The sequence below is a fragment of the Tildeniella sp. genome (genome assembly GCF_059505325.1).
This window is the reverse complement of record NZ_JCACKI010000026.1, coordinates 25,836-46,100: the sequence shown is the minus strand read 5'-3', so window position 1 is coordinate 46,100 and position 20,265 is coordinate 25,836. Positions and strand designations below refer to the sequence as shown.

Genomic DNA, 20,265 nt, shown 5'->3' with positions numbered 1-20,265 from the left:
ATGATTTTTCTTTCACATAAAACTATCAGAATTCAATATGTTCTCAAGCTCCTTTACTAAAGAAGGTAGTTCATTGATTACTGTATCCCAAACAATATCTTCATCTACATTCAGGTAATCATGAACAACTTTGCTTCGCATCCCTACAATCGCCTTCCAATCAATCTGAGGATACGTGGCTCGAAAGCTTGGGGAGACTCGACGAGCTGCTTCACCGATCACTTGCAGAAGATGAGTGAGAGATAGCCGCAATAATTCGTTATTGTCAAAGTCATCTCTGGTTATACCCTGCACAAATTCGATCGCTTTGTTGGCAGTGTCTAGCATGTGCCCAATGTAGACCTGCTCATCCCTCTGAGTCATAGTAGACCTCTGCTTCGGATAGGATGCGATCGCGAATCCGATGATTCAGAAATTTGGGCGTGACGAGATCAATGGGTCGATTTCCTAACAGGCTTGAAAGTTCTTCTTGAATCCGATGGAGTTTAAGAAAGCCGGGAATATGTTCGGGCTGAAATTCGACCAGCACATCGATATCACTATCAGGGCAAAAGTCGTCGCGGAGAACGGAGCCAAATAGTGAGAGTTTAGTGATGTGCCAATGTTGACAGAAGTGAGCGATCGTCTCTTTAGGAATATCAATATTTTGATTTTTCATGCTGTTAGTTCTCGTTCTTTCACAGCTTCAGCCGCATATCTTAAAGATTCCTGAATATCTTCAAGCGCTAAATCAGGATAAGCCTCTAAAATCTCTGCGATCGCCATGCTATCGGCAATCATACCAACGATGGTAGACACCGGAATCCGTATGTCTCTAATACAAGGTACGCCTCCCATCTGGTTGGCATCGGCTGTAATTCGAGTAAATTTCATGTGTTGGGTTTCTCCTATATCGTCGTAAGTGGCGATTCAAAATCGTTGGGTAATCCAATAGCGGGTAAGCCTTCGACGATCGCAACTGTTTCCACGCTGACAGTGATGACTTTTTTAATCAGACTGATAATATAGCCCTCATTTTCTAGCTGATTTGGATCATTAGTGATACCGCTACGTTTATCGGTTTTAATTTGATATTGGTCAATAATCCAATCAAGCGCGGAACGGTTGCCAAGGCGATAGTTGAAAGTTTTAGGAGGAATGCCTGTGAGGGTCAGGAAGTCGTTGTATTTGATCTGGGTTTTATCTTTGGAGAGACGCATTTTTTCGACGCGCAGGTTGAGCGGTTCATCGGGATTTTCAACTTCTTTGAGCGGGTATTCGGGCTGGTCTTCGTAATGGACGTGAATTTCTGCCAATCGTGCGCCTGCTTTTGCTAGAAGCCAAAAGAGATCAGCGGGTTTATCGTTGAATGGGGTAGGTTCTGCGCCTTCGCCTGTGTAGGGAACGAGGGGAATGCGAGGCAGTTCGCGTTTGAGGTTAGCGGCATAGCGTTGACGGTAGTTGGGGTGATGGAGGAGGGCGTAGGCGTAATGAAAGATGTCCCATTTACTGATAGATTCATCGCTGTAATGGGTACGAAATTGCATCAGTGCCCAATCGGTAATATTTTCTCTGCGGTTGGTGCCATCTTCACTGTAGGTATAGAAGGGAAAACATTGAGTTGGACGACCACCAACATCAAGAGAAGGAGTATAACAAGAAATACCAGCCAGAAAAGGAAGCTGTGAGTGGTTTGTAACAGTAATAAAACGATTTTCCGCTTCTGTTTGTTCGGTCGGAACTATTATTGAAAACTGGTATCTACGCTCATTCAAATGAGGATCGAAATAGAGAAACGATTGAGTAAAAGGTCGATAGAGCGATCGTCTTACATGATCTTCTTGATACTCAAGCTTCAATTGACGGTTGACGCAACTTTTCAAACCGTCTGACCAGCTAATTCTAGATTCGTCGCGAACTAAAAAATTATCAAGTTTAACCTTTTCATCTGAATAACGCTGCCGTTTTGAAACCTGCTCGTTGAACGTTTCAATTGTTCTCTTAATATTGTTAGACAATGAATTCTTGTTGAAGTTATAAGCCCATGAATCTCGATTAGTTTTCACTCCTCCACTAAAGTTTTTGAAAACTACTTTTGGCTCAATTAAGCTACTTTCTTTTGCCTCCTGATCGCCGATCGCCAAAAAGCTATTAAATTCTCCCTCCAAGCCAGTTGTTAACCACGTATGTTTTTCATCTGGCGTAATCTCTTGCCACTCCACATTCACGGCACTTTGAAGTCGATCGAGATACTGAAACTTTTGTTCCTTGGTCCAAAACTCATCCAGTCTGGCGTAGTAGATTTTGGCTTTTCGTTTTCTTTCCATTTCTACACATTTTATGAATGAAGATAGTGGTTATTTGTATCTAGAACTTAATCGCCACGAATTCTAATGCGGCTGTCTTCAACAATCCATAACTTTCCTGTAATCGGTTCTTGTGCTAACGCTGAAATAGCGGGTGGCATGATCGAAAGTAAGTAGGGTTTATCCTGACGAGATGTGCGGATAACAATGATGCCAGCAGTATTTTGTGGTGGGTAAGAACGGATATCTGAAAAATCGAGGTCGAGTGTAATCAGTATCCGTTGTTCTTGTTGGCAAATGTCAAAAATAGTCGGATCATTCGAGCCACCTAGACCCTGTTGCTTAACAGTTGTTGCATCATAGCCTGATTGTTGAAGTAAGGCTGCAATTTCTACGGGTAAGTTTTCGTCTGTTTTGAATTTCACGCAGAGGCTTCCATCTGAATAGAGATAATGCGCTCACGAGCTAGTTCGGCAGCGTAAGCGATCGCGGCTTGAATGTCTGCTTCTGTTAAAGATGGATAGCTTTGCATAATTTCTCCTACACTTAATCCAGCAGCAAGGTTGTCAAGTATGACTGAAACCATGATTCGGGTGCCTTTAATACAGGTGCGACCATGACAAATAAGAGGATCTACAGAAATTCGTTCTTGCCAATTCATTGGATGATTACCTCTTTCTTCACAAAAATATTGATGCTCACACCCACCTGAATCCCAAAGACATTATGCGTTGTGCCTGAAAGTTTGGGATTTTTTCGGACATTGCCACCCAGATCAAACGTATAAATCGCATCAAAATCTTGCTCCAGATTTTTTCGCATTCCATCAAAAGCAATCTGCTCAATCACGCTACTATTAGTAACAAAGGCAATAATGCCGTCTTTGCCAACGCGATCGCTCGCCCAGCGGATTGCCTTTACGTAAGGATCAGAGAGCGAATTTTTGTTCGTTGCTTTCGATGCCTTTGAATATGTCTCAGCAACCCGTTTATCAATGATAGGATACTTTCGATTTCGGTTGTTATCGTTCTCATTCGCTTGAAAAGCATTGTAAGGTGGGTTGCCAATAATGACAAAAATGGGAGAGTTACGCTGTCGTTCTACTCGTTGCGTGTTTTCTGGTGCAAACAGCGATAATTGCTGCTCCTCCGCAAGCTCAAAGGTATCAACATAACAGATGCCTTCAAACGGTTGATATTTGCCCGTCAACTCATAAAACTCATGTTCAATGTTCATGGAGGCAATGTAGTAAGGCAATAGCATCACCTCATTACAGTGCAGTTCATGCTCAAACTTGTGGGGCAACGCCGTTTTGCGAATCTCGCGCATTACTCGAATGATAAAATTACCCGTGCCTACAAACGGGTCAAGAATGTGAACGCCTTGATCGCTCAGTGACTTGCCAAACTCGCGCTGCAAAATGTCTTCTACACTCCGCACCATGAAGTTGACAATGGGTTGAGGCGTATAAACAATGCCATGCGTATCGGCAACCTTGATCGAAAAGCCCTGAAAAAACTTCTCGTAGATCACATTCAAAAAATGCTGCTTTTCTGAAAAGTTCTGAATCGTAGCGGCGGTTTCCTCAATGGCGCGATAAAAATAGTCCAACTCTTTTAGAAATGACTCGCGGCTAAATGCCCGTGAGGTCAGCGCATCAATGACCTTCTCAATTTCCACCGCAATCACATTGCGACGGGTGAAATCGGGGTTGTTAAACACTGTGCGAAAAATGCGCTCGGTCAGTAAGTGCTGAATCAACATTTCCTCAACGGCTGCATCGGCAAGGTTAGGGTTAATCGCCTGTTTACACAACAGCGTAAAATTCTCAAACGCAGCAATAAACTTCTTGTTAATCTTGCGCTGCTCTTGAATAAGTTCCTGCAAGCCTCTTGCCAGATCAGGAATGCGTTGCTTGAAATCGTCGCTTGCCTTTTCCCACTGGTCAAACTGGGGTGGGCGATACTCAAAAAACCGATGCAACACCTCTACCAGTTCGGTATCATCTTGCAGATCGGCATCATAAACCTGCTTGCCATCCTGATAGAGCATGGCGCGATCGGGTCGCTGAAAAATAATGTTGTCTTTGGGATAGCCACTCTGAAACTTCTGCTTCACCCATTTTGGCAAATCATCGCCTAGATCCTTCGCTTCCCAATAGCCACGAATCAAGCCAAATTCATCCTGAAGAATGCCATCAACCCGAATCAGCTTGCCCTTACCACCCTTTTTGATGCTGTACTCACCCACCAGCGTCCAGTTAAACTGCTTGCCGCACACCTTCAGCACATCCGCAAACGCATCTTTCACTGCTCCCTCGTGAGAATGCCCTAACTTGGCATACTCCTTAAGCTGCTTGTAATATGCGCGGATCGGCTTGTGGCTTGCTTTTAAACTAAGGTTTGGCATAGCAATCTCGAAAAGGGGGCTTTTGGGCTTCAGTATTCCCACTTAAACCTCTATCCTTCACCTTACAGCCGTTGTTAGATCAATAAGCCACAGCCTAATCAAGATGGGTATGGGGTGTGGGGTGTAGGGTGTGGCGAATGCAAATGAAAACCGCTGTAAAAGCTTGAAATGTCAGCCTCCACACACAAAACTTCGACTTTTAAACAGAAACGATCGCCCCTACCTTACTTCTTCCACCCAAAGACCTCGGAGGCTTTCAAAACCTCCGAGGTTTGAGCAAGCGATCGCGCTTTCAACTACTCACCGACTAACTCACCGTTACCCTCGCTCCATTCCCATTCTCCATGCTAGGTGCTGCGGCAGGAGCGATCATTGCAGTGGGTGTAGCACTCACAACCTTACGAGTCGTGCGCTTACGGAGAGTTCCTCCCGCCTGCACATACTGCAAGCTATCCTTGCCATACCGCGTCACCACACCCATCAGCATCTTTTCCGAATAGCTGCGTAGCTCCTGCTCCATCAGCGTCACCATCCCCGCCATCTCATCTACCGTTGAAAGCATCGTGTTGTAGCTAGCGAGTTGCCCTTGCAACGCTTGAATGCGGGCATCATACTCTGCCAAACTCAACCCAGAGCCAAACTCCAGCGGATCATTAATCGATCGCATCCCAGCGATCCGGCGCATGCCCTTTTCCAACACGATCGAACTGCGTTTCAGACGTGCCATAGAGACCTCCCTGTAAAATTGGTCACGTTTATCTTTAAACTCTAGCCAGTGGTTCAGTGCCTTTCCCTGAGCAAAAATCGGCAAAAATTTGAGTCTTTTTTTATTCAAGTCGCAATTGTTTAGTTGCTTCTACATAGATTTATTTAACGCTCTGGTATAAAAACGATCTTACTTGCCCAAGACACGATCGCAGCAGTCGCCTTTGAGATCCCAACGATCGTGTTGCAGTACCCGAACATCATGTTCAAGTACCTGAATATCGCGTTTAGGTTCCTCAACATCGTGTTTGGGTTCCTCAACATCGTGTTCAAGTACTCAGCGATCGTGTTCAAGTACTCAGCGATCGTGTTTGGGTTCCTCAACATCGTGTTGGAGTACCGAAATATCGTGTTGAGGTTCTTTAACGTCGTGTTTGGGTTCCTAGATCTCGTAGTTGGGTTCCCAAACATTGTGTTTCAGTTCCTCAACAGGCTGAGTGCGTTGGGTCAACCAGGAGCCTTGCTCAACCAGCCGACGGAAGAGTTTAGCAAGGCGATCGACTCAAACCGCTTTTCCAGCACCACCATGCGGCGATCGCGCCAACCCAGTCTTTTACCGTCACTGCTTGATGGGTTCTTTACCACCACAGCGCAACGCCTTAATCAGTGCTGTCCTTAGTCTAAATTTGATGAGTCCGGTAGCTCTACCAGTGATGGCAGTACCAGCCTACCAAGTCATCAGCCGTGAGGCGGCGATGCAGAGTGCCGTAGAGGTGCAGGCGGAACCAGGGCGATCAACTGCGATCGACTTTAGTCAGGCTCACGAGCGCATCACGTATGTTTTGTTAGCCGATCCCTCGCGTCTGGTTTATGCAGCGAATGCTCCCATTGCATCCCGGCAAGCAAACACCCTCTTCTTGCGCCCCATTTCCTAACGTTCCCCGGTGCCACCACCACTAGCATCACCAATCTGAGAGGCTGTTTGAAAAGGTATGGTCTGTAAGCTTAAGCACTCAGCGATCCCCCCTGCCCCCCTTAAAAAGGGGGGAAATACGCTTGTAGTCCCCCTTTTGAAGGGGGATTGAGGGGGATCTAGCTTTTTGCTACTAACAGGAGAACCTTTAAAGCATCCTCTGAGTGTCTAAACCATTGATCAGGCGGGGCAGCATCGCTGGGAAAGTCGGTGCAGCGGTCTTGCAGCAGTGTCAGAGGATGTTTTAAAAGTCCAGATGCGTGTAGCTCTGGCGACTGAAGTCGCGGCTACACGCACAAAACCTGCCTACGCAGGTTCCAAAACCCTCGTGCTGAGGTAGTCCGCGCAGGCGGACTTTGTTGATGTAGTCGCGGTTTTAACCGCCAGACACTTTTCAAACAGCCTCTCAGAAAATCAAGCGAGGGATTAGTTTCTAAATCTCAATTTTCCCTAAAGATGGCGTTTGTATAAGATCCTCAAGTTTAGTCCAGCGTTGCTGTTGATCTAATTCTTCGATCCTTTTTTTCTCAGCATAAATCTTCTGGCTATATTCTTTAGCACGTTCTGGGTTCATAGAACAATCCGTTTCTTTCCACTGTTGAAGTAAGTCACGATAACGGTTGTCACACATGGTTCTTTCTATACAAGCAACCGTAGAGCGAATTATGAGAGGTACTCGCACAATATCAAGACGAGTTTTTTCGTCCAACTCGAATAAATGGTAGACCTGCTCCATTTCTTTGGGGAAAACTGTACAAAGATCTCGTAAAAATGAGATTAAATTAGGTTGGGTAACAATGCTCTCAGAAGTGCTAATTGATTTGTAGCTCTGATCTTCGCTGTGTTTGTCTTTCTCTTGTAAATCGTCTTGAAGTTTTAAGATTTGTCGCCATAGGAATCTGTGATGCGAAAAACTGAATTGTAAATCTCGTTCTTCCAAAGCAGTAATCACAGCTTGACGATACTCTGGATAATGCAAATAGACACGAAGTAATACAGCTTCTGTGGTAATTAAAAATTCATTCGGAATTGACTGAAAAGAACTATCACCACTAATATTTTTTGCTGATGGTCGGCGCTTTCGTCTGACCTGAACCAACAAGTTTTCGGCAAGTAAAGGAACAAGCCGACCATCTTTTCTGCTAAGGATTTCGGCGCAACGACCGATGTAATGTGTACGGGTATTTGCGTTGGTAACATCAGCAAGTAGATCAACAATTTGCTGAACTACTTGCTGAAACTGATCTGCCTGGTTGAGGTCTTGCCCCGCGATCGCCTGCTGAATTTGCCAGTCCAGCCAGAGGGGAGACTCATCTAATAATTGCTGGTAGTCGGCGGGCGTATTCGTTTGGAGAAACTCGTCCGGGTCTTTGCCTGTAGGAATGTTGAGGATGCGAAGCTGCACTTCGCCCTGGTATGCCAGCGCTGCGACTTCACCGATCGCTCGTTCGGCTGCCTGCGTCCCCGCGCGATCGGCATCAAAGTTAAACACAATCCGCTTGGATTCGGTGTAGCGCAACAGTTGGCGCACCTGCGCGAGGCTCAACGCTGTACCCATCGACGCGACGACATTCGTAATGCCTGCACTATGCAGCGCGATCACGTCGAAATAGCCTTCCACGACGACTGCTTGATCCTGCTTGGCGATCGCCGCTCGTGCCTTATCCAGTGCAAACAGGATATTGCCTTTGTCGAAGAGTTCGGTTTCGGGTGAGTTGAGGTATTTCGGCTGTTCATCACCCAGCGATCGTCCCCCAAAGCCCACCACTCGCCCTTGCAGATCATGAATGGGAATCATGAGGCGATCGCGGAAACGGTCATAATAGCTGCCTGTCGCGCCTTTGCGCGGTACAATCAGCCCCGCGCGTTCGACCAGTGCGACGGGATAGTGCTTTTGCTCGACTAGATAACCAAACAGCGTCTCCCAGCCTGCGGGCGCATAGCCCAATTGGAATTGTTGAATCGTCGTGGTGCTAAGCTTTCGTTTGGCAGTCAGATATTCCAAGGCGGCTTTTCCCTGCGGCTGATTCAACGCATGTTCAAAAAAGCGGGCGGTGAGCGCCAAAATTTCGTGCAACTGCTCCCGCACGGAGATCTGGCGCTGGAGTTCTTGCCGCTGCTCTGGCTCCAGGGTTTGTACAGAGACCTGGTAGCGCTTTGCCAGATCCAGCACCACTTCGCTGAAGGAATGTTTCCCCAACTCCATCAGAAACTTGATCGCGTTGCCGCCCGCACCGCAGCTAAAGCAGTAGTAGAACTGCTTGCTGGGGCTGACGGTAAAGCTGGGCGATTTGTCGTCGTGGAAGGGACACAACCCAGTAAAGTCTTTCCCCAGCTTCCGTAAGACAACGTGCTCAGACACTACATCCACGATGTCTGCCCGTTGTCGCACTTGTTCGATCGTGTCGGGGTGGAGACGGGGGATGTCCATAAGGGGGAGTGGGGAGTGGGGAGTAGGGAGAGTGGGGCAGGGGAAGCAGGGGGAGTAGGAAGAGTAGGAAGAGTAGGAGGAATGGGGGAAATGAAGTCTACTTATTGTCGCAAATTTGCTTGGGAATGGGGCAGAAACCGAGTTTCGTATTCACATATCTCTGCTACATGTTGTAGAAGGCAGCACTGTACCGATGATCTCACTCAGCCTTCCATTCGCTTTCTGGACTATCGGCACTGATCATGATGTTGCGTAGAGTGCCGATCGGTCAATCGCGTTTCTTGTGATACGGCACAATCACTTGAAGCTGGCGATCGAGATTGCGCCACTTGCGATGACTGCCTCTTTGAGAGATCAATGCAAACCCATAACGCTCTAGTATGTGCTCAACTGTGCTCAACCTCGTTTGCGTTCATGCGTCGAGGCGAGTCATCCAACCGAAACCTCTCTCAAAATGGCTCCTGTTGCTAGTTTGATTGGGTCTGGCTCAAGGTATAGTTCGATTGCTTTACGAATATTTTTTAATGCGTCTGCTTCTGTTTCTCCGGCTGACACACAGCCTGGTAGTTCTGGGCACCACACTGCCCAATCACCCGTTGCAGGATCGGCTTCAAGTACAACACGTCATTTCATGGTTTTCCCTCTCCATCGGTGATTGCTCATCAAAATTCTACTCAATTGGGAGACGGAGTCGTTTTGTGCGATCGGCGCAGCCTTTAAACCACTTCAGAAACCCAGTTTCTCTCCAGCAGCGAGTCGATTTGAGTTCCAGGCTGGGTGAATTGAGTTTGGAACTGGCTTATCTGAGTAAAAAGCTCGGTGATTCAAGCTCTGAATAGGGTTGTCTGAGTAAGAAGCTCAGTGGAGCCAGTAAAAAGCTCAGTGAAGCTAGTAAAAAGCTCAGTGAAGCTAGTAAAAAGCTCAGTGATTCAAGCTCCGAACTGGGTCGTCTGAGTAAAAAGCTCGGTGAGTTGAGTTCAGAACTGGCTCGTCTGAGCAAAAAGCTCGGTGATTCAAGTTCCAAGCTCGGTGGTTCAAGTTCCGAACTGGGTTGTCTGAGCAAGAAGCTCGGCGGTGCGAGTCTAAAGGTGCAGCGTTGAAGGTTTACGCAGGATGTTAGGCAGCTAAACAACTATGAATGCTGCAACCGAAAGCCCTTGCATTGTTCCAACCCTGCTTTAGTCACCCTCTTTCATCATGTGTCCCACCAACGGCTCGATCGATCATGCAATGCGAAGCGCTCTTGAAACTCCCCACATCAATACCGTCTGGAGGGGGCTTGGGGGACGCAGCCGTCCACCAAATTCGGGGGGTTTGGGGGCTGCCCCCCCAATGGCTCGGATTCCAGCATTACCCGCATCCACTTCTTTCCCTTTGCACACCCAAAAATTTGAGCTAGTTTCGAGGCAACGATCGCAGGAAGACAGGCAGTGCTAACCAAACTCTGGGCGTTTCTGAACACCGATATTCAAGATTTGAATTGGAAACAGGCGGGAGAGATGACCAAAACCGGAACCGATGCCGCCAAAGCGGTGTTTGACCTGGCAAAAACGGTCAAAGAGCAGCAGCCCAAAGTCGAAACCCTGAAGCCCTACATCGGGCAGATTTCCTCGTTGCTGGATGTGCTGAATGCGCCCTTTGCTCAGATTGTGAAAGACACCATTCCTTTCGCACCGCTGGCAATTACTGTTCTGAAGCTGGTCTGTGACGTTACCCACCAGGAGCCGAGTCTGGAGCAATGCGTTGCTCTGGTGAGTCAGGTAGCCTACCTGGAAAGCTTACAGGTCATCCTGAAGGAAACGCCCGACTTGCTCGATCGCCTGGGTGAAGCCCCTGTTTCAGACGCGATCGCCCAGCAAATTAAGCGGTTAGGCGACCTGGAAATTGACGATCGCGATGCCCGCAAAGCCATCCTGTACTTTCACGAGTCGAAGCTGGCGACTGCGTTTAACGAGGTGCTACAGGCGCGACTGCAACAAGCTGGACTGGAAGCAAACGAAGCACAGACGTTGACCGATCGCGTTGCCCGTAAAACCGATGAGTACATGCCGCCTGCATTGGCTCAAGTCGGCGATGGGGTGAAGCGTCTGGTGGAGTGGTATCGCCTGGGTGGGCGCGAGGTGCTGGAGAAATACCTCAGCATTGATGATTATCTGACGCAGCAGATTCAGACTCGCCCGCTGGAAAAGGTCTTTGCGGAGCACTTCACCTTTCGGGATATCTACGTGCCGCTGAAGGCGCAGTTCATTCAGCGAGATGGGGACGTGGACAAGGACAAAGAGCCTGTGGAGCTAGAGCAGTGGGCAAAAGATTTGCTGAATGATGACCAGAAGCGCGATCGCGTCATGTTCATTCAGGGTGGACCGGGACGGGGGAAAAGCGTGTTTTGCCGGATGTTTGCCGATTGGGTGCGGCAGCACGAACATCCCCGCTGGACTCCGATTCTCATTCGCCTGCGCGACATTCGCACGTTAGAGAAAGACTTTGAGGAAACCTTGCGGAAAGCGGTCGATCGCGACTTTGCCCGCAACGATCCAGGCTGGTTGACCGATCGCAACATTCGCTTTCTGTTTTTGCTGGATGGCTTTGATGAACTGCTGATGGAAGGCAGAACCAGCGGTGGGCTGGAAGAGTTTCTCAAACAGGTGGGACGCTTTCAGGAAAGCTGCAAGGACAATGCGGAGAAGGAACATCGGGTGCTGATTACGGGGCGATCGCTCTCCCTCCAGAGCATCGAACGCCTCATGCCCGCCAACCTGGAGCGCGTGGAACTGCTGCCGATGGATGACGCGCTTCAGGAACGATGGTTTACGCAATGGGGCAAATTGATCAACGCCGATCCGGTGCATCTCAAGACAGTTTTGCAGGATGAGCAGTTGCCCGATCGCGTGCGCGAACTGGCGCGAGAACCTCTGCTGCTCTACCTCCTTGCCGCCATGCATCGGGATAGTGAATTCAAGCTGGAAATGTTTGAGGGTACGGCAGGAGTCAAAGCCAGAGATGCCATCTATAACCGCACGATCGACTGGGTGCTGACGAAACAGCGTCCCGAATGGCTCAACCAGGATATCACTGCACTGCAAACCGAAAGTCTCCGCCGCATTCTGGCAGAAGCCGGATTGTGTGTGGTGCAGTCCGGTGGCGAGTGCGCCCCCGTCAAAATGATCGAAGACCGTTTGAAAGGGGACGATGAAGCCAAACGATTGCTGGAGGAAGCACGGTCACGCCTCCAGGGTGATCCACTCCGCAATGCCCTCGCTGCCTTCTATCTCCAGCCCGGACGCGCAGGCAGTGGCTCGGTTGAGTTTGCCCACAAGAGCTTTGGTGAGTTTTTGTGCGCCGGACGCATAAAAGATAGCCTTGCAGACTGGGCACAACCCGGCATCCGACGGCAGGAGTTTTACATCCCCACGGAACAAATGGACTGGGAGATCTACGACCTGCTGGGCTTTGGTGGGTTAACGCCCGAAATTGTGGAATACATCACGGCATATTTCGATATCTGCTCAGACCTGTTTGACGCTGAAAAAATTGTCCGTCTGTTCAAACGCCTGGAGCATTTCTATGTCCGCTGGTGCGATGGCGAATTTATCGATGCACCACCGGAGAACTTACCGCAGAAGAAGATGCGGTTGTTGAAGGAGCAGTTGCCAGACAGAGAGAAACCCCTGGGACAACGCCAGGTCGATGTCTACACCGGACTCAACGTGATGATTCTGCTGCTGGAATTGAATCGTTATGCCCAGGACAGGAATGACTTGAAGGAGCAAATTATCTTTTACCCCAATGGACAAGTAAGTGAAGGAGAGATCACATCTCGATTACTACAAGTTATTCACTATAGCGATTGCCTCGGTCATGCCACCTTTACTGACCTTGCTGGCTCTTTTCTCGCCTGTGCCAACCTCACAAGTGCCGACCTCCCTGACATCAACCTTGAACTCGCCAATCTCACTGGCACCAACCTCACTGGTGCCAACCTCGCCAGTGCCAATCTCACTGGCACCAACCTCACTGGTGCCAACCTTATAAGCGCCCATCTTGCCTGCGCCAACCTTATGAGCGCCTACCTCGCTCATGCTAACCTCGCTCACGCTAGCCTCTACAGCGCTCCTCTCGCCTACGCCACCCTTTCCCACGCCAACCTCGCCAGCGCTAATCTTGGAGAGGCTGATTTAGGTTATGCCAACCTCCAAGATATTTTCTGGGACAAGAATACAAACTGGGAGGGTGTGCAAGGGTTAGAGACAGCGGTGAATGTGCCAGAGGCGCTGAAGCGGCAGTTGGGGATGGAGGAGGAGGTGAGGGGAGAGGAGTGAGGAGTGAGGGGTTTGGGGAGAAGCAGGGGAGGCAGGGGAAGCAGGGGAAGCAGGGGAGGGATGAGGGATGAAGAGCGGATTGATCAACTAGACTGAGGATGATCAGGATCTACAGATTGCGATCGAGTTGTGGAAGTCACCCCTTATGCTGTGGAAGTCTATGCCACTGATGATGGTAAAGTGCCATTTTCAGAGTGGCTCAATGCCCTCAAAGACCTTCAAGGAGCAGCAAAGATTCTGCTGAGACTCGATCGCATCAAACGAGGCAATCTAGGCGACTATAAATTCATTGCCGATGGGGTGTTGGAGTTGCGGATTGACGTTGGACCAGGCTACAGAGTGTACTTTGCTCAAGTCAGTCAGCAAGCGATCGTGATTCTTTGTGCAGGCAGCAAGAACACTCAAACAAACGACATTAAAAAAGCTCAGCGATACTGGATAGACTACAGGAGCCGTGATGATGCCTAGAAGCGTTAATTATCAGGGAGAACTGCTGAAGTACCTGCATGATCCTCAAAAGGCAGTGGTTTACCTGAATGCGGCTTTAGAAGACGGCGATCCTGAACTCTTTGTGACTGCGTTGAGAAATGTGGCAGAAGCTCAGGGGTTAGCGAATGTTTTGCCTTATAGCAATCAATCTTCGAGTACTGACGCGATCAACACGGAAATCCATAGCCTCCTCAAGCTCTTAAAAGACTTGGGACTTGGGCTGACATTAACGGAAACCAGTAAAGCGTCATGAAAGACCACCACATCAACATCTTTTACAGCGACGAAGACGAAGGCTACATCGCCGACATTCCCGACTTGAAATATTGTTCTGCCTTTGGTGAAACTGTCGAAGCAGCCGTTCACGAAGTCCTGCAAGGCAAAGCGGCTTGGTTGGAAACCGCGAAAGCAGAGGGAAAACCTGTCCCGTTGCCGAACTATCGCCCTACCATTTACCAGGTCACGTCATAACATCACTGCTTTAGCTAAAATTTCTGAGTAGCAACATTTCGACTTTCGCTATGACAAACCGCCTTCAAGCCGCGATCGCCGCCATTTCTCAACGATCAGAATCGGAGCAAGATGCGATCGCCGCTTTGATTTTGGACAAGATTAGCGTCATGAGTCAGGAAACGGAGCATCAGTCGATCATCGCCAGCGACCAAATCACAGGGCTTTTTGCTGACGAGCCAGAACTGATGGAGCAGGTTATGCAGTCGATTGGGCACGATCGCGAAGACGATCGACTGCAAAGCCTTGGATGCCAGCGAGAAGCTGAGGGCACGAGAAGAACTTGGAACTAACTGATGGCGATCGTCAAGAACGGGTGTCGTCTTCACCATAGAATGCTGCAATGACAGCTCTGATTTCTGCTGCCGCAATATCCGTTTGGTCAGACTTTGAGTAAATCAGAAGGAGCAGAACATTTGCTGGTGATTCAACCTGATACAGCAGTCGATCGCCTGCGCTTTTGCCTTTCTGAATATCACTGTTTTTGATCCGCACTTTGAAGACGGTGTATCCGGTTCCCGGTATGCGATCGCCCGGAACGTTGCCAGCTTCAAGCTGTTGAATCACAGGTTGGACATCGGTTTGAATCTGACGGTAGCGTTTAGCCAGGTCACGCACTTGTCGCAGAAAGTCATCGGTAAAGCGAAGCTGTACTGTGGGTGGGTCACTCGACATCAAGACTGTCCCATAACTCAGAGATAGGACGAGTCTTTCCAGCTTTGGCATCCTGCAACGACTGACGTAAGCTCTCTAAGATTTTCGCTTTCGGTTCATCGTCTTCATCGCTTTCAGTAGCCTCTGAAATCAGCACAATCACCTCAACACGGCTGTTTTGATTAGTCACCAACGGCGTATCTAACGCCAACTGTCCCTGCTGATCAACGGTTGCCATTACTTTAATTGCTTTCATCGGTCATCTCGATTTTTATTAAATCCACGAATCTTTAGTTGTCACGCAGCAAATCTGCCCTTAAGTCATCAAACGAGCCACACTTTGCGACTCCTGCTTTGAAGTCTGCTTGCAATTGAGCCGCGTTTTGAGCAATTTCTAGTCGTTGCTTCTCAATGCGGCGTTTTTGGATGAGTTCAAACAGCAACGCCTGGTCATCGGCAGGCAGCGCGTCAACGTATTCAACCAGGTCATGAAAGGGAATAGAAGGGTGCATCGATCGCCCATTCCTTACGAGGTGTCCCTACTTTACCAAGAAAAAACGCTGACCATTAAGCGCTTACTCATGATGAAGGGTTAGATGGGCAGTGCCCACCCTACAGTTTGAGGTTTATTCGCTACTAAATTCTGCACACTAAATTCTGCACACTAAATTCTGCAATCATTGCGATCGCCCTACCTTGCTTTTGGTTGGCAATGAGGCGATCGCTATTCACTCTGGGCACTGCGTCACCTACAAGAGCATCAAATTTTGTAAAGCAAATGTCAGAATGGTAGCACCGTAGCCATTCCTTCAGCGCTCTATGACTGTTTTTTCCTCGCTTCCTCCCGCAAATACCACTGCGACACAAATCTGGCTCTGGCAAGGTTTTAGCATTACCTACCAAACTCAAGGCACCCAGGGACCAGCGGTGGTGCTAGTGCATGGCTTTGGTGCCTCGCTGGGTCACTGGCGCAAAAATATACCTGTGCTGGCAGAAAGTTGTCGCGTGTATGCGCTGGATTTGATTGGCTTTGGTGGCTCTGCAAAACCCCCACCAGGGCAGTTAAAACCGGGTGAACAGGTCGAGTACACCTTTGAAACGTGGGGGCAGCAAATTGCCGACTTTTGTAAGGAGGTAGTGGGAGAGCCAGCTTTTCTGGTTGGCAACTCGGTGGGCTGCATTGCGGTGATGCAGGCGGTTGTAGATCATCCAGCGATTGGGCGATCGGTGGCGTTGATCAACTGTTCACTGCGCTTACTGCACGATCGTCGTCGCGCCACCCAACCCTGGTTTAAGCGTCTGGGCGCACCGATCCTTCAGCGCGTGCTCAAGAATGAGTGGCTTGGTCAAACGTTTTTCAACCAGCTCGCCAAACCTGCAACGGTACGCAAGATTCTGCTGAAGGCGTATCGCAATCCAGAGGCTGTGACGGATGAGCTGGTAGATTTGCTGATGGCTCCTGCAAAAGATGTGGGTGCAGCAGCCGTGTTTATCGCTTTTACGGGCTACTCACAGGGTCCGCTGCCAGAAGATTTGCTGGAGCAATTGCCGTGTCCTGCCTTGATTTTATGGGGCGATGCTGATCCGTGGGAGCCGATCGCCCTTGGCAAAGCCTTTGCTGACTATCCTCAGGTGCAGCAGTTTATTCCCCTCGAAGGGGTTGGTCATTGCCCTCAAGATGAAGCACCCGAATTGGTGAACCCGCTTCTACAGGCATGGATTGAGGCAAGATCGCACAGCGATTGAACTTGTACCTGGTTGCTAAGCGCCAGACGGAATTTTACATCGAAAAGATTTAATCGTGAGAGCCTTTTGCGGCACTACTGACCCATAGCGAGACGCTCTTTTAACAAGCCCTATGAGATAATCCGGTTTTTAGAGGAATACTCATGGCTGCGACTTATATTCAAAATGAAACTGAGTTTGATGGGTTGCTGCAAACTGAGACGCTATTTGTTGTAGACTGCACGGCTGCGTGGTGTGGACCTTGCAAACTGGTTGCGCCCTTGATGGATCAACTGTCAGAGGAGTATGGCGATCGCGCTAAAGTCTTTAAGTTAGACCTTGACAACAACAAGGCTGTTGCCACACGCTTTGGCATCCGTAGTATTCCTGCTGTCATGATCTTCAAGCAAGGAGAACTGGCAGAAACAGTCATCGGTGCCAAACCTTACGAAGCCTTTAGCAGTGCGCTCGCTAAACATTTAGCTTAGGAGCTGTGAAGAAGTAATGTCATGCTTTGTAGCGGTCAGCGATTAGCGATTAGCGGTCAGCGATTAGCGGTCAGCAGTCAGCGGTCAGCGGTCAGCAGTCAGCGGTCAGCGATTAGCGGTCAGCGGTTAGCGGTCAGCGGTTAGCGGTCAGCGATTAGCGGTCAGCAGTCAGCGGTCAGGACGAGAGAAAAGCTGATCGGTAAGCTGATGGCAACGAAGGAACGTATCATCAAGATGCGCTTTGACGTGTAGCTTTTTTACACTGTTTTCATTCCACCACTGACCTATGTCTGAAACGCCTACTACTTCTACAAATCGGAAGCCCAGCATCACTGAGCATACCCTTACGCTTGTCGATCGGCAGCTTCCTTACACCGCCTCAGCCGAGTGGCAAACCCTCTTTGATCAGCAGGACAAACCTGTCGCTGAAATGTTTCACGTTTCCTATCTTGTTCAGCCAGAAGGTGCCGCACAACGACCACTCACATTTGTTTTTAACGGTGGTCCCGGTGCCGCGTCTGCCTACTTACACATGGGAGCGCTGGGTCCTCAGCGCATTGCGTTTGGCACACAAGGTACGCTGCCCAAGCCGCCTGTCACGATCGTTGACAATGCCGAAAGCTGGTTGAGCTTTACAGATCTGGTGTTTATTGATCCGATCGGCACTGGTTTCAGCCGTAGTCTGCCACCAGACAAAGAGGCGCAGGATCAGGCTGGCGAGAAAGCCAAGTTAGATGCAGCAGACTCGCCGAAAGAGAATGAGTTTTGGGAAGTTGAGCGCGATTTGAAAGCGCTGGGGGAGTTTATTCAACGCTTTCTCTCGCGTCAAAAGCGCTGGCTGTCACCCATTTTTATTGCAGGAGAAAGCTACGGGGGCTTTCGAGTGGCTCGGTTAGCCCGTAAGCTTCAGCAGGACTTTGGTATTGGACTTTCGGGTGCTATTCTCATTTCGCCAGCGCTGGAGTTCAGTCTGTTGTATGGCAGCGATTATGACTTGACCGCCTGGGCAACCTTACTGCCATCGTTTGCAGCGTCGGCAGCGCATCACGATCGTGCTCAATGGGCAGGCAAACCAGGCGACTTAGCGGCTCATACAACGGCAGCAGAACAATTTGCCCTTAAAACCCTCATTCCGTTGTTGGTGATGGGTGATGGCTTACCAGTTGACGAGCGTCAAACAGCGTATCGACAGTTAGCAGACTTGATTGGCTTACCGCTAGCGGTGGTCGAACGACAAGCCGGACGGATTGGGATTGAGGTCTTTGCACGCGAATTGCTGCGCGACCAAGAGCGGATTGTAGGACTGTATGATGCCTCGATTACGGCGATCGATCCCTTTCCCGATCGCGTGGTGTATGAAGGCATTGATCCAACCCTGGATGGACTCGATCGGCTCTTTACAGGCGCAATCAATAGCCACCTGCGCGATACGTTAGGCGTTGAAACTGATTTGACCTACCAGCTTCTGAATCTAGAAACATTCAAAGCCTGGAAGTTTGACATCAAAGGTGAACTGCGGCAAGGCTTCATTGGAGCCGTAGATGATTTGCGCGTGGGCATGACGCTGAACCCTTACATGCAGGTGTACATCACGCACGGTCTGTTTGATCTGGTTACGCCCTACTTTGCCTCCAACCATCTCGCTACGCTGATGAAACTCAATGCTGAGATTCGTCCTAACCTGACGCTGAAGCATTTTCAAGGTGGACACATGTTCTACACCTGGGAAGTCTCGCGCCAGCAGTGGTTTGCTGAGATGCAAGGCTTTTATCAAACGGCGATCGCGTGATTTTCTGAAGCTGAGTTCTGTTTCTAGGTGGTGTATTCAGCGTTGATCTTGACGTAATCGTAGCTGAGGTCGCAGCCCCAGGCTGTACCAGAGCCGGAACCATCACCAACGCTGAGCGCGATCGCCACGGTATCGTCCTTCAAATAGGCTCCTAATGCAGCTTGCCTCAGGTAGTTGCTGGCAGCCGCGCGATCGAACGCTTGCGGTTGACCCTGCTGCATCATCAAAAACTCACCCAGCTTAATTTGCAGATGATCCTGGTTAAACAGCACACCCGCGCGTCCAGCCGCTCCAGCAATGCGTCCCCAGTTGGGATCACGACCGAAGATGGCAGACTTTACCAGGGATGATCCGGCGATCGTTCGTGCAATCTGACGCGCTTCGGCATCCGTACCTGTGCCAGAAACCTGGACTTCTAGCAAGCAGGTTGCGCCTTCACCATCGCGCGCGATCGCCTTTGCCAAATACATACAGACCTCTGTCAGCATCGCTTCTAGCTTATCTGCTTCGGCTCCTGCTTCTGTAATGGCAGGTGTGCGCGATTGTCCGTTTGCCAGCGCGATGAGTGAATCATTGGTACTGGTATCGCCATCGACCGTAATTTGGTTAAAGCTGCGGTCTGCGGCGCGACTGAGCATCTGCTGCCAGAGTGGAGGTGAGACAGCGGCATCGCAGGTCACAAACGCCAGCATCGTTGCCATATTGGGATGAATCATGCCCGATCCTTTAGCAATGCCGCCAATGCGAACAGGGCGATCGTCTAAAGTGGTTTCAAGCGCGATCGCCTTTGTCACCAAATCGGTCGTCGTAATTGCCTTGGCTGCACTGTCTGCACCATCCACTGAAACAGTAGCAACCAGTTGTGGCAAAGCGGCTTTCAATGCGTCTAGCTTAATGCGCTGCCCGATCACACCCGTTGAAGCAAGCAAGATCAACTCTGAGGGCATGTCTAGCGCCTGACTGAGTGCTTTAGCGCTTTCCAGAGCATCTTCCAAGCCTAGAGCGCCTGTAGCTGCATTTGCCTGTCCGGCGTTGCACAAAATCGCACGAGCGCTGGCTTTGTTCTGGAGACGCTCCCGGCAGTAGTCGACACACGCTGCTCTGACTTGACTGGTTGTAAAGACTCCAGCCGCGATCGCCTCCACGTCAGAGAGAATCAGCGCCAAATCAGGTAAGCCTGATGGTTTCAGCCCCGCTGCCATCCCCACTGCCCGATATCCTCTCGGAGCCGTAATGCTTCCAGGAATTTCCTGCCAATCTGTCATGCCTGCCTCCACTTACTCACTCCTGACAGCGGATTATATCAGGGGCGTGAACTCTTAACTGTTAACAGTTAGCAGACAGGGGAGGAAAGGCAGAGGGCAGAAGGCGCGCTTGCACTCGCTTGAGGACGCTCTTGAAAAAAGCTGTTTGCTGACCGCTGACCGCTGACCGCTGTTTGCTGACCGCTGACCGCTGACCGCTGTTTGCTGACCGCTGACCGCTGAC

Annotated in this window: 24 protein-coding genes and 2 pseudogenes; 11 read left to right on the top strand and 15 right to left on the bottom strand. The window is 49.7% G+C overall.

Annotated features, from left to right (window positions below):
- Nucleotides 1-12: 12 nt before the first annotated feature.
- The 8 genes from AC5JO6_RS10970 to AC5JO6_RS10935 form a co-directional block, all read right to left on the bottom strand.
- On the bottom strand, nt 13-363 hold the full coding sequence (locus AC5JO6_RS10970) for a HepT-like ribonuclease domain-containing protein (protein WP_496081101.1): 351 nt from the start codon (nt 361-363) through the stop codon (nt 13-15).
- On the bottom strand, nt 347-658 hold the full coding sequence (locus AC5JO6_RS10965; protein ID WP_496081100.1) for a nucleotidyltransferase family protein: 312 nt from the start codon (nt 656-658) through the stop codon (nt 347-349). The genes AC5JO6_RS10970 and AC5JO6_RS10965 overlap by 17 nt, the downstream gene beginning before the upstream one ends.
- The gene (locus AC5JO6_RS10960; protein ID WP_496081099.1) at nt 655-873 is read right to left on the bottom strand and encodes a DUF433 domain-containing protein; all 219 of its coding nucleotides are present in this window, start codon (nt 871-873) and stop codon (nt 655-657) included. Before AC5JO6_RS10960 ends, AC5JO6_RS10965 begins: the two co-directional genes overlap by 4 nt.
- Nucleotides 874-887: 14 nt before the next feature.
- Nucleotides 888-2,207 (bottom strand): type ISP restriction/modification enzyme, encoded by a 1,320-nt coding sequence (locus AC5JO6_RS10955; protein WP_496081098.1) that lies wholly within the window; start codon nt 2,205-2,207, stop codon nt 888-890.
- Between the two features lie 146 nt (nt 2,208-2,353).
- Entirely contained in the window at nt 2,354-2,710 is a 357-nt protein-coding gene (locus AC5JO6_RS10950) for a DUF5615 family PIN-like protein (RefSeq protein WP_496081097.1), read from the bottom strand.
- Nucleotides 2,707-2,946: a DUF433 domain-containing protein gene (locus AC5JO6_RS10945; protein ID WP_496081096.1), complete on the bottom strand. Its 240-nt coding sequence runs from the start codon at nt 2,944-2,946 to the stop codon at nt 2,707-2,709. Before AC5JO6_RS10945 ends, AC5JO6_RS10950 begins: the two co-directional genes overlap by 4 nt.
- Complete coding sequence (locus tag AC5JO6_RS10940) at nt 2,943-4,694, bottom strand: N-6 DNA methylase (RefSeq protein WP_496081095.1); 1,752 nt, start codon at nt 4,692-4,694, stop codon at nt 2,943-2,945. The genes AC5JO6_RS10945 and AC5JO6_RS10940 overlap by 4 nt, the downstream gene beginning before the upstream one ends.
- Nucleotides 4,695-5,001: 307 nt before the next feature.
- Nucleotides 5,002-5,421, bottom strand: coding sequence for a hypothetical protein (locus AC5JO6_RS10935; protein WP_496081094.1), 420 nt, complete (start codon nt 5,419-5,421; stop codon nt 5,002-5,004).
- Nucleotides 5,422-5,661: 240 nt separating this feature from the next.
- Here AC5JO6_RS10935 and AC5JO6_RS10930 point away from each other — a divergent pair, with 240 nt between their 5' ends.
- Both AC5JO6_RS10930 and AC5JO6_RS10925 read left to right on the top strand, forming a co-directional pair.
- Nucleotides 5,662-6,078: a hypothetical protein gene (locus tag AC5JO6_RS10930; protein WP_496081093.1), complete on the top strand. Its 417-nt coding sequence runs from the start codon at nt 5,662-5,664 to the stop codon at nt 6,076-6,078.
- Between the two features lie 10 nt (nt 6,079-6,088).
- Nucleotides 6,089-6,334, top strand: a complete 246-nt coding sequence (locus tag AC5JO6_RS10925) for a hypothetical protein (RefSeq protein ID WP_496081092.1) — start codon at nt 6,089-6,091, stop codon at nt 6,332-6,334.
- Between the two features lie 471 nt (nt 6,335-6,805).
- Here AC5JO6_RS10925 and dnaG read toward each other — a convergent pair whose 3' ends face one another.
- The 3 genes and pseudogenes from dnaG to AC5JO6_RS10910 form a co-directional block, all read right to left on the bottom strand.
- Entirely contained in the window at nt 6,806-8,803 is a 1,998-nt protein-coding gene (gene dnaG, locus AC5JO6_RS10920; RefSeq protein WP_496081091.1) for a DNA primase, read from the bottom strand.
- 199 nt (nt 8,804-9,002) lie between these two features.
- A pseudogene (locus AC5JO6_RS10915) lies at nt 9,003-9,203 on the bottom strand (type II toxin-antitoxin system HicA family toxin).
- Between the two features lie 29 nt (nt 9,204-9,232).
- A pseudogene (locus AC5JO6_RS10910) lies at nt 9,233-9,427 on the bottom strand (type II toxin-antitoxin system HicB family antitoxin); the annotation flags it as partial.
- An 806-nt stretch (nt 9,428-10,233) separates the two neighbouring features.
- Between AC5JO6_RS10910 and AC5JO6_RS10905 the strand changes: the two are divergent.
- The 5 genes from AC5JO6_RS10905 to AC5JO6_RS10885 all read left to right on the top strand — a co-directional run bounded on the left by AC5JO6_RS10905 (nt 10,234) and on the right by AC5JO6_RS10885 (nt 14,414).
- A complete protein-coding gene (locus tag AC5JO6_RS10905) occupies nt 10,234-13,122 on the top strand; it encodes an NACHT domain-containing protein (protein WP_496081090.1) in 2,889 nt (962 codons plus the stop codon).
- Nucleotides 13,123-13,251: 129 nt separating this feature from the next.
- Nucleotides 13,252-13,590 (top strand): type II toxin-antitoxin system RelE/ParE family toxin, encoded by a 339-nt coding sequence (locus AC5JO6_RS10900; RefSeq protein ID WP_496081089.1) that lies wholly within the window; start codon nt 13,252-13,254, stop codon nt 13,588-13,590.
- The gene (locus tag AC5JO6_RS10895) at nt 13,580-13,864 is read left to right on the top strand and encodes a helix-turn-helix domain-containing transcriptional regulator (RefSeq protein WP_496081088.1); all 285 of its coding nucleotides are present in this window, start codon (nt 13,580-13,582) and stop codon (nt 13,862-13,864) included. Before AC5JO6_RS10900 ends, AC5JO6_RS10895 begins: the two co-directional genes overlap by 11 nt.
- Entirely contained in the window at nt 13,861-14,082 is a 222-nt protein-coding gene (locus AC5JO6_RS10890; protein WP_496081087.1) for a type II toxin-antitoxin system HicB family antitoxin, read from the top strand. Before AC5JO6_RS10895 ends, AC5JO6_RS10890 begins: the two co-directional genes overlap by 4 nt.
- 50 nt (nt 14,083-14,132) lie before the next feature.
- Nucleotides 14,133-14,414 (top strand): hypothetical protein, encoded by a 282-nt coding sequence (locus AC5JO6_RS10885; protein ID WP_496081086.1) that lies wholly within the window; start codon nt 14,133-14,135, stop codon nt 14,412-14,414.
- Between the two features lie 13 nt (nt 14,415-14,427).
- Here the strand turns inward: AC5JO6_RS10885 and AC5JO6_RS10880 are convergent, their stop codons facing one another.
- Genes AC5JO6_RS10880 through AC5JO6_RS10870 form a run of 3 tightly spaced genes read right to left on the bottom strand, consistent with a single transcriptional unit; the run spans nt 14,428 to nt 15,287 of the window.
- Entirely contained in the window at nt 14,428-14,796 is a 369-nt protein-coding gene (locus AC5JO6_RS10880) for a type II toxin-antitoxin system RelE/ParE family toxin (RefSeq protein ID WP_496081085.1), read from the bottom strand.
- Nucleotides 14,786-15,031, bottom strand: a complete 246-nt coding sequence (locus tag AC5JO6_RS10875) for a type II toxin-antitoxin system RelN family antitoxin (RefSeq protein ID WP_496081084.1) — start codon at nt 15,029-15,031, stop codon at nt 14,786-14,788. Before AC5JO6_RS10875 ends, AC5JO6_RS10880 begins: the two co-directional genes overlap by 11 nt.
- Nucleotides 15,032-15,065: 34 nt before the next feature.
- A complete protein-coding gene (locus AC5JO6_RS10870; protein ID WP_496081083.1) occupies nt 15,066-15,287 on the bottom strand; it encodes a hypothetical protein in 222 nt (73 codons plus the stop codon).
- A gap of 307 nt (nt 15,288-15,594) precedes the next feature.
- Between AC5JO6_RS10870 and AC5JO6_RS10865 the strand changes: the two genes are divergently transcribed.
- The 4 genes from AC5JO6_RS10865 to AC5JO6_RS10850 all read left to right on the top strand — a co-directional run bounded on the left by AC5JO6_RS10865 (nt 15,595) and on the right by AC5JO6_RS10850 (nt 18,777).
- Nucleotides 15,595-16,521 carry an alpha/beta fold hydrolase gene (locus AC5JO6_RS10865; RefSeq protein WP_496081082.1) on the top strand — a complete coding sequence of 309 codons (927 nt, stop codon included), beginning with the start codon at nt 15,595-15,597 and terminating at the stop codon, nt 16,519-16,521.
- A 143-nt stretch (nt 16,522-16,664) separates the two neighbouring features.
- Nucleotides 16,665-16,988: a thioredoxin gene (trxA, locus tag AC5JO6_RS10860; RefSeq protein WP_496081081.1), complete on the top strand. Its 324-nt coding sequence runs from the start codon at nt 16,665-16,667 to the stop codon at nt 16,986-16,988.
- Nucleotides 16,989-17,009: 21 nt separating this feature from the next.
- Entirely contained in the window at nt 17,010-17,132 is a 123-nt protein-coding gene (locus AC5JO6_RS10855; protein ID WP_496081080.1) for a hypothetical protein, read from the top strand.
- 142 nt (nt 17,133-17,274) lie between these two features.
- The gene (locus AC5JO6_RS10850; protein WP_496081079.1) at nt 17,275-18,777 is read left to right on the top strand and encodes a S10 family peptidase; all 1,503 of its coding nucleotides are present in this window, start codon (nt 17,275-17,277) and stop codon (nt 18,775-18,777) included.
- Nucleotides 18,778-18,800: 23 nt separating this feature from the next.
- Here AC5JO6_RS10850 and argJ read toward each other — a convergent pair whose 3' ends face one another.
- Entirely contained in the window at nt 18,801-20,042 is a 1,242-nt protein-coding gene (argJ, locus tag AC5JO6_RS10845; RefSeq protein WP_496081078.1) for a bifunctional ornithine acetyltransferase/N-acetylglutamate synthase, read from the bottom strand.
- Nucleotides 20,043-20,265 lie beyond the last annotated feature (223 nt).

What these genes read in the sequence shown, in the direction of transcription:
- AC5JO6_RS10970 (WP_496081101.1), bottom strand. Translation starts at nt 363, where the DNA reads ATGACTCAGAGGGATGAGCAGGTCTACATTGGGCACATGCTAGACACT.
- AC5JO6_RS10965 (WP_496081100.1), bottom strand. Translation starts at nt 658, where the DNA reads ATGAAAAATCAAAATATTGATATTCCTAAAGAGACGATCGCTCACTTC.
- AC5JO6_RS10960 (WP_496081099.1), bottom strand. Translation starts at nt 873, where the DNA reads ATGAAATTTACTCGAATTACAGCCGATGCCAACCAGATGGGAGGCGTA.
- AC5JO6_RS10945 (WP_496081096.1), bottom strand. Translation starts at nt 2,946, where the DNA reads ATGAATTGGCAAGAACGAATTTCTGTAGATCCTCTTATTTGTCATGGT.
- AC5JO6_RS10940 (WP_496081095.1), bottom strand. Translation starts at nt 4,694, where the DNA reads ATGCCAAACCTTAGTTTAAAAGCAAGCCACAAGCCGATCCGCGCATAT.
- AC5JO6_RS10935 (WP_496081094.1), bottom strand. Translation starts at nt 5,421, where the DNA reads ATGGCACGTCTGAAACGCAGTTCGATCGTGTTGGAAAAGGGCATGCGC.
- AC5JO6_RS10930 (WP_496081093.1), top strand. Translation starts at nt 5,662, where the DNA reads ATGTTCAAGTACCTGAATATCGCGTTTAGGTTCCTCAACATCGTGTTT.
- AC5JO6_RS10925 (WP_496081092.1), top strand. Translation starts at nt 6,089, where the DNA reads ATGAGTCCGGTAGCTCTACCAGTGATGGCAGTACCAGCCTACCAAGTC.
- dnaG (WP_496081091.1), bottom strand. Translation starts at nt 8,803, where the DNA reads ATGGACATCCCCCGTCTCCACCCCGACACGATCGAACAAGTGCGACAA.
- AC5JO6_RS10895 (WP_496081088.1), top strand. Translation starts at nt 13,580, where the DNA reads ATGATGCCTAGAAGCGTTAATTATCAGGGAGAACTGCTGAAGTACCTG.
- AC5JO6_RS10890 (WP_496081087.1), top strand. Translation starts at nt 13,861, where the DNA reads ATGAAAGACCACCACATCAACATCTTTTACAGCGACGAAGACGAAGGC.
- AC5JO6_RS10885 (WP_496081086.1), top strand. Translation starts at nt 14,133, where the DNA reads ATGACAAACCGCCTTCAAGCCGCGATCGCCGCCATTTCTCAACGATCA.
- AC5JO6_RS10880 (WP_496081085.1), bottom strand. Translation starts at nt 14,796, where the DNA reads ATGTCGAGTGACCCACCCACAGTACAGCTTCGCTTTACCGATGACTTT.
- AC5JO6_RS10875 (WP_496081084.1), bottom strand. Translation starts at nt 15,031, where the DNA reads ATGAAAGCAATTAAAGTAATGGCAACCGTTGATCAGCAGGGACAGTTG.
- AC5JO6_RS10870 (WP_496081083.1), bottom strand. Translation starts at nt 15,287, where the DNA reads ATGCACCCTTCTATTCCCTTTCATGACCTGGTTGAATACGTTGACGCG.
- AC5JO6_RS10865 (WP_496081082.1), top strand. Translation starts at nt 15,595, where the DNA reads ATGACTGTTTTTTCCTCGCTTCCTCCCGCAAATACCACTGCGACACAA.
- trxA (WP_496081081.1), top strand. Translation starts at nt 16,665, where the DNA reads ATGGCTGCGACTTATATTCAAAATGAAACTGAGTTTGATGGGTTGCTG.
- AC5JO6_RS10855 (WP_496081080.1), top strand. Translation starts at nt 17,010, where the DNA reads ATGCTTTGTAGCGGTCAGCGATTAGCGATTAGCGGTCAGCGATTAGCG.
- AC5JO6_RS10850 (WP_496081079.1), top strand. Translation starts at nt 17,275, where the DNA reads ATGTCTGAAACGCCTACTACTTCTACAAATCGGAAGCCCAGCATCACT.
- argJ (WP_496081078.1), bottom strand. Translation starts at nt 20,042, where the DNA reads ATGACAGATTGGCAGGAAATTCCTGGAAGCATTACGGCTCCGAGAGGA.